We start from the raw sequence: 4,464 nt of genomic DNA, 5'->3' as shown, positions 1-4,464 counted from the left end.
GAAATGCCACAATTAGAAGCATACGATACGTTTGAAGAGTTAAATGATGCACTTCAATCTTATATTGAATTTTATAATATGGAGCGAGTTCCACTTAGCATGGGATTGCGTATTCCAGCATAAAAAAACCATGCATATTAAAATTGATGCATGGCTTAAATATTTTATTTATTTACCTGTCTGCTTGACAGGGGGCAGTTCACCATAATGGGAGTGCCTCTTTTATGCTTTTATGTGGCTTTCTAGCGGAAGACTGACAACAAAAGTCGTCCCTTTTCCGTATGTGCTTTCGATAGAGATGGTCCCATGGTGGGCGTTCACAATTCCTTTAACAATCGATAAACCAATCCCTTGGCCACCCAGTTTCCTGTTCCTAGAGGGTTCAGCCATATAGAACCTTTCAAAAACTTGATTGATTTCATTTGGAGGGATTCCTTGACCGGTATCGGTTATCTTAAAGGAAGCTACGCCACTAATTTGGGAAACCTGAAGATCAATGTGGCCACCGGAAGGGGTAAATTTAATTGCATTGTACAAGAGATTAGTTACCACTTGATGAATCTTATCTCGATCAGCAGAAATTAAAACCGCTTCTCCATTAATGGCACAGTCAATGCCCTTCTCAATCAACAAAACTTGAAAGGTGCCGGCAACTTGTTGCGTAAGTTCTAGCAAATCAAAGGATGACTTCTGCAGCTGGCTTTCATAGCTTTCAATTTCATTGATCCGATCAATTTGTCCAATCAGGCGAGCAATGCGGTTAACTTCCTCGTAACAGTGGTAGAGGCGTTCTTCCGATACTTCCCAGACCCCGTCAATCATGGCCTCAATATTGCCTTTCAAAGTCGTCAATGGTGTCCTGATTTCATGTGCGATGTCAGAGGAAAGGCGGTTACGAATCTCTTGTTGGCGTTGGAGTTGCCCAGACAATTCATCCACGGAATCCAAGAGGCTGTCAATTTCCTGAATCCCTGTTTCCTCAATCGCCAGGTGACTGTAGTGACCCTTCGCAATTTCCGTCGTAAAATTCTGTATTCTGACGATTGGTGAACTCAATTTTTTGGCAATCAATAACGCGAAAAATAAGGAGATAATTAGGGACCCAATCGCTACAAAAATCAAGTTGTTCCTCATATCGGCAAGGAATAACGCATCATGTTCCGTGTAAGCGAAAGGTCCAACGGATTGCACTTCGAGAGAACCGATTGGGTCTGTTTCGCTACCGAGGGGAACGATTGTCTGCACGTAGCCACTCTCTATATCGCCCATTATCTGCTCCATATTTAGGAGGTGGGTTTGAATCCTATTTTTTGACTCTTCCTCCTCTGAGGGAGAGGGGCCCCATACTTGGTTGCCAGCATGGTCATATACTTTTAGGATGATGCCTTTCTGGAGAGCATCGCGTCCAATATTTTGGATTGTTGGAGGGGCATCTGCCCAAGTACCCGTTTTCCGATAGAAGTTTTCTAACTCAGTCTGGTATGCTGTTAACTCTGATTCTTGCCTTTCGCGCACATAGTCTTCGAAGTGGCTTTCCATTAAGTTTAGTGTTATCCAGCTGAGGGTCCCCACTAAGATAAAGGACAGAGAAACAAACGAGAGCAAGAGTTGCCATTTAATGGTTCGCTTCATTTTTGACCACCAAATCGATACCCCGTTCCATATGCGGTTAAGATGAAGTAGGGGTTGCGCGTGTCGTCCTCAATTTTTTGACGGATATTTTTGATGTGGGTATCGATCACCCGATCCGTTCCATCAAAATCGAGTCCTTTCACAGCGTCCAGCAGCTGTTCCCGTGAAAATAGGCGCTTTGGATGTGAGGCCAGAAGGGCTAATAAAGCATACTCGGTCGGGGTCAAAATGATTTCTTCACCTTGTTTGAATACTTGTTTTCGATCCGGGTAGATAACCAGCAAACCTTCTTCGAAAGACCACTTTTCTTCTCGGTATTCTGGTTGGACACGGCGTAAAACGGTTTCGACCCGAGCAACCAGCTCTTTCGGGCTGAATGGTTTTGTGATGTAGTCATCAGCCCCCAGGCTTAACCCTTCCAAGATATCTTTTTCGGCTGTTTTCGCAGTCAACATGATAATCGGTACAGTGGAGGAGTCCCTTATTTTTTTACAGACTTCGAGGCCAGATAAACCAGGCAGCATGAGATCCAACACAATCAAGTCAGGTTGGACAACATCAACCTTTGTTAAAGCCTCGTTTCCGCTCAAAGCGCGAAACACTTGATAGCCTTTTGCACTCAAATAGGCTTCCACGATATCCAGAATGTTTGCTTCGTCGTCCACAATTAAAATCTTCACGTAATCTTTCTCCTCCAATTTCGTTGGTATCTTCATTCTACTAAAACTTGACCCATCATGCCATTGTCTTCGTGCTCTAGGATATGGCAATGGTACATAAAAAATCCCCTTTTCTGGGAATGTGACTTCAATCCTAACGCTATCGCCTGGATAAAGTGCGATGGTGTCTTTCCAACCTTGTTCATTGGCTGGTGGGGCGTTGCCATTCCGGATTATCACCTTGAACTGGACGCCATGCAGGTGGAAAGGATGGATCATGCCACCCATCATGTCCCGTGTGTTTTTAATCTCCCAAACTTCCTTTTCCCCGACCTTAGCGCGTAAATCGATCCGGTCCATGTCGAACTGTTTGCCGTCAATGGCGACCATGTTCCCCATGCTACTAAAGGTCATCACTTTGTCAGGCGTAGTAGAATCTTCTGCTTTTGGGATGTTGTCTAAAGTCTTAACTTATGAATACGTTTTTTTATTTTTAGATATTTTTATAGTTGTCACTTTAGGAGTTATCTTGCATCTGTTTTAAGCGTTATCTTGCACTATAAGTTAATATTGCAATTTACGAATATAAAAAAAGCCCAATTTCTCAGCATTAAAATGAGAAATTGGGCTTTGCTCGTTACTCCGAAAGCGTCCTCTAATGGAATAACAAATACAATCAAATGGTCATTTGACTATAATGTTTGAGTAGATCACAATAATAACCAAGTGGAGTTGATAGGCTCCCTTAAAGTACAAGCAAGACACTTGAAGAAGAAAAATGTATTATACTTGACCGCGTACTATGGTACGCGGTTTATTATTATTTAGGGGTGAACTATGTGAGTTATCGTATTACTGCATTTGCAGAAAAATGTGGGGTAAATAAAGAGACGATTAGATATTACGAACAAAAAAATTTATTACAAGAACCTTCCCGAACGAAAGCTGGTTATCGGATATATTCATATGATGACGTTAAGCGTGTTGGGTTTATTAAACGAATACAGAGACTTGGATTTTCTTTAAACGAGATTTATAAATTATTTGGTGTTGTAGATAAAGATGAAGTTCGTTGTCAAGATATGTTCGAATTTGTTTCTAAAAAACAAAAGGAAGTTCAAAAACAAATAGAGGATTTAAAACGAATTGAAACTATGTTAGACGACTTAAAACAACGATGTCCAGATGAAAAAAGTTACATGCTTGTCCGATAATTGAAACCCTAATTGAGGAAGAATGAAAGGAATTTTGAAATGAAACATAAAAAGACCTTTATTGCAGGGCTTATAGGTACATTTTTGGTTTTGTTATGTTGGGCTACGCCTATTTTAGTTATTTTATTAGGTACGCTTGGATTAGGTGCAATAACAGGCTATTTAGATTTTGTTCTGATTCCTGTTTTAGCTGTTTTTCTTGGTTTAACTTTTTATGCTTATTCTAAATATGAAAAATCATATAAAAATAAGAAGATGTAAAAAATGAAAGAAAGAGTTGTTGCAATTGCTTCGATGTTTTCAGCTTTTTTAGCAAGTCTTTGTTGAATTGGCTTAGCGATCTTAATACCACTTGGTCTAAGTGGTTTAGCTGGAACACTTGCCGTTACGTTTGCGCCATATCGAATTTGGTTTATTGTTATCACTGTTATTATGCTTTCTTTTGCTCATTTACTTGTATGGAAACAAAAAAATAGTTCAAAGAAAACGAAGAAGTTGTTATGGGTTAGTACAATCGTTTCTGGGGTAATGCTTATCTATACATTGTTCAGTCAGGGGATATAAGGCATGATGAAATATTTAATATATCTATTCATTATATTTGGATTGGTTGTTGTCCTTTCTGGGTGTGGTCAAAAAGCAGTTGAAGAAGGTTCAAAAACAAGTGAGGTTCCATCAGAAAACTTAGAATCTGTTTCGTTTAAAATAGATGGTTTTACTTGAGTATCTTGCGCTTTTACGGTGAGTTCCGCCGTTTCTAATTTAGAGGGTATTCAAGATATAGAAGTTGAAGGATCAGGAGAAACCCAACTTACATTTGATAAATCGAAAACTATATAAGTTGAGGTAAAGTTTTACTCCCTCTTGTTTTTCTGATATGATTCAGGCAAAAACATGAAGGGATGAGCCAGATGGAACTGCGAGACCAACTGACAGAACTGAGGCGCGCGATGAAAGAG

The 4,464-nt window shown here is 40.0% G+C and carries 7 protein-coding genes and 2 pseudogenes; 5 read left to right on the top strand and 4 right to left on the bottom strand.

Annotated features, from left to right (window positions below):
• Positions 1-3: 3 nt before the first annotated feature.
• On the top strand, positions 4-123 hold the full coding sequence (locus tag B9P78_RS10755; RefSeq protein WP_107309498.1) for an IS3 family transposase: 120 nt from the start codon (positions 4-6) through the stop codon (positions 121-123).
• Positions 124-222: 99 nt separating this feature from the next.
• On the opposite strand, the gene B9P78_RS09225 is transcribed toward B9P78_RS10755, so the two are convergent.
• The 4 genes and pseudogenes from B9P78_RS09225 to B9P78_RS10595 all read right to left on the bottom strand — a co-directional run.
• Positions 223-1,632, bottom strand: coding sequence for a cell wall metabolism sensor histidine kinase WalK (locus B9P78_RS09225; RefSeq protein ID WP_094519149.1), 1,410 nt, complete (start codon positions 1,630-1,632; stop codon positions 223-225).
• Positions 1,629-2,312: a response regulator transcription factor gene (locus B9P78_RS10425; RefSeq protein WP_233487871.1), complete on the bottom strand. Its 684-nt coding sequence runs from the start codon at positions 2,310-2,312 to the stop codon at positions 1,629-1,631. Before B9P78_RS10425 ends, B9P78_RS09225 begins: the two co-directional genes overlap by 4 nt.
• A 32-nt stretch (positions 2,313-2,344) precedes the next feature.
• Entirely contained in the window at positions 2,345-2,410 is a 66-nt protein-coding gene (locus tag B9P78_RS10600; RefSeq protein ID WP_255377099.1) for a multicopper oxidase domain-containing protein, read from the bottom strand.
• Positions 2,411-2,489: 79 nt separating this feature from the next.
• Positions 2,490-2,651, bottom strand: a pseudogene (locus tag B9P78_RS10595) (multicopper oxidase domain-containing protein); the annotation flags it as partial.
• A 479-nt stretch (positions 2,652-3,130) separates the two neighbouring features.
• On the opposite strand from B9P78_RS10595, the pseudogene merR reads away from it, so the two are divergent.
• The 4 genes and pseudogenes from merR to B9P78_RS09900 all read left to right on the top strand — a co-directional run bounded on the left by merR (position 3,131) and on the right by B9P78_RS09900 (position 4,228).
• Positions 3,131-3,531, top strand: a pseudogene (merR, locus tag B9P78_RS09215) (Hg(II)-responsive transcriptional regulator).
• 13 nt (positions 3,532-3,544) lie between these two features.
• Complete coding sequence (gene merF / locus B9P78_RS09210; RefSeq protein WP_048728520.1) at positions 3,545-3,766, top strand: mercury resistance system transport protein MerF; 222 nt, start codon at positions 3,545-3,547, stop codon at positions 3,764-3,766.
• 3 nt (positions 3,767-3,769) lie between these two features.
• Positions 3,770-4,069, top strand: coding sequence for a mercuric transporter MerT family protein (locus B9P78_RS10590; RefSeq protein WP_250634606.1), 300 nt, complete (start codon positions 3,770-3,772; stop codon positions 4,067-4,069).
• A 3-nt stretch (positions 4,070-4,072) separates the two neighbouring features.
• Positions 4,073-4,228, top strand: coding sequence for a hypothetical protein (locus B9P78_RS09900; RefSeq protein ID WP_002360746.1), 156 nt, complete (start codon positions 4,073-4,075; stop codon positions 4,226-4,228).
• The last annotated feature ends 236 nt before the right edge of the window (positions 4,229-4,464 follow it).

It is taken from the genome of Aerococcus sp. 1KP-2016 (genome assembly GCF_002252085.1).
Lineage (GTDB): Bacteria > Bacillota > Bacilli > Lactobacillales > Aerococcaceae > Aerococcus.
Note: the sequence above shows the minus strand (reverse complement) of the source record. Positions and strands in the feature narration are given on the sequence as shown.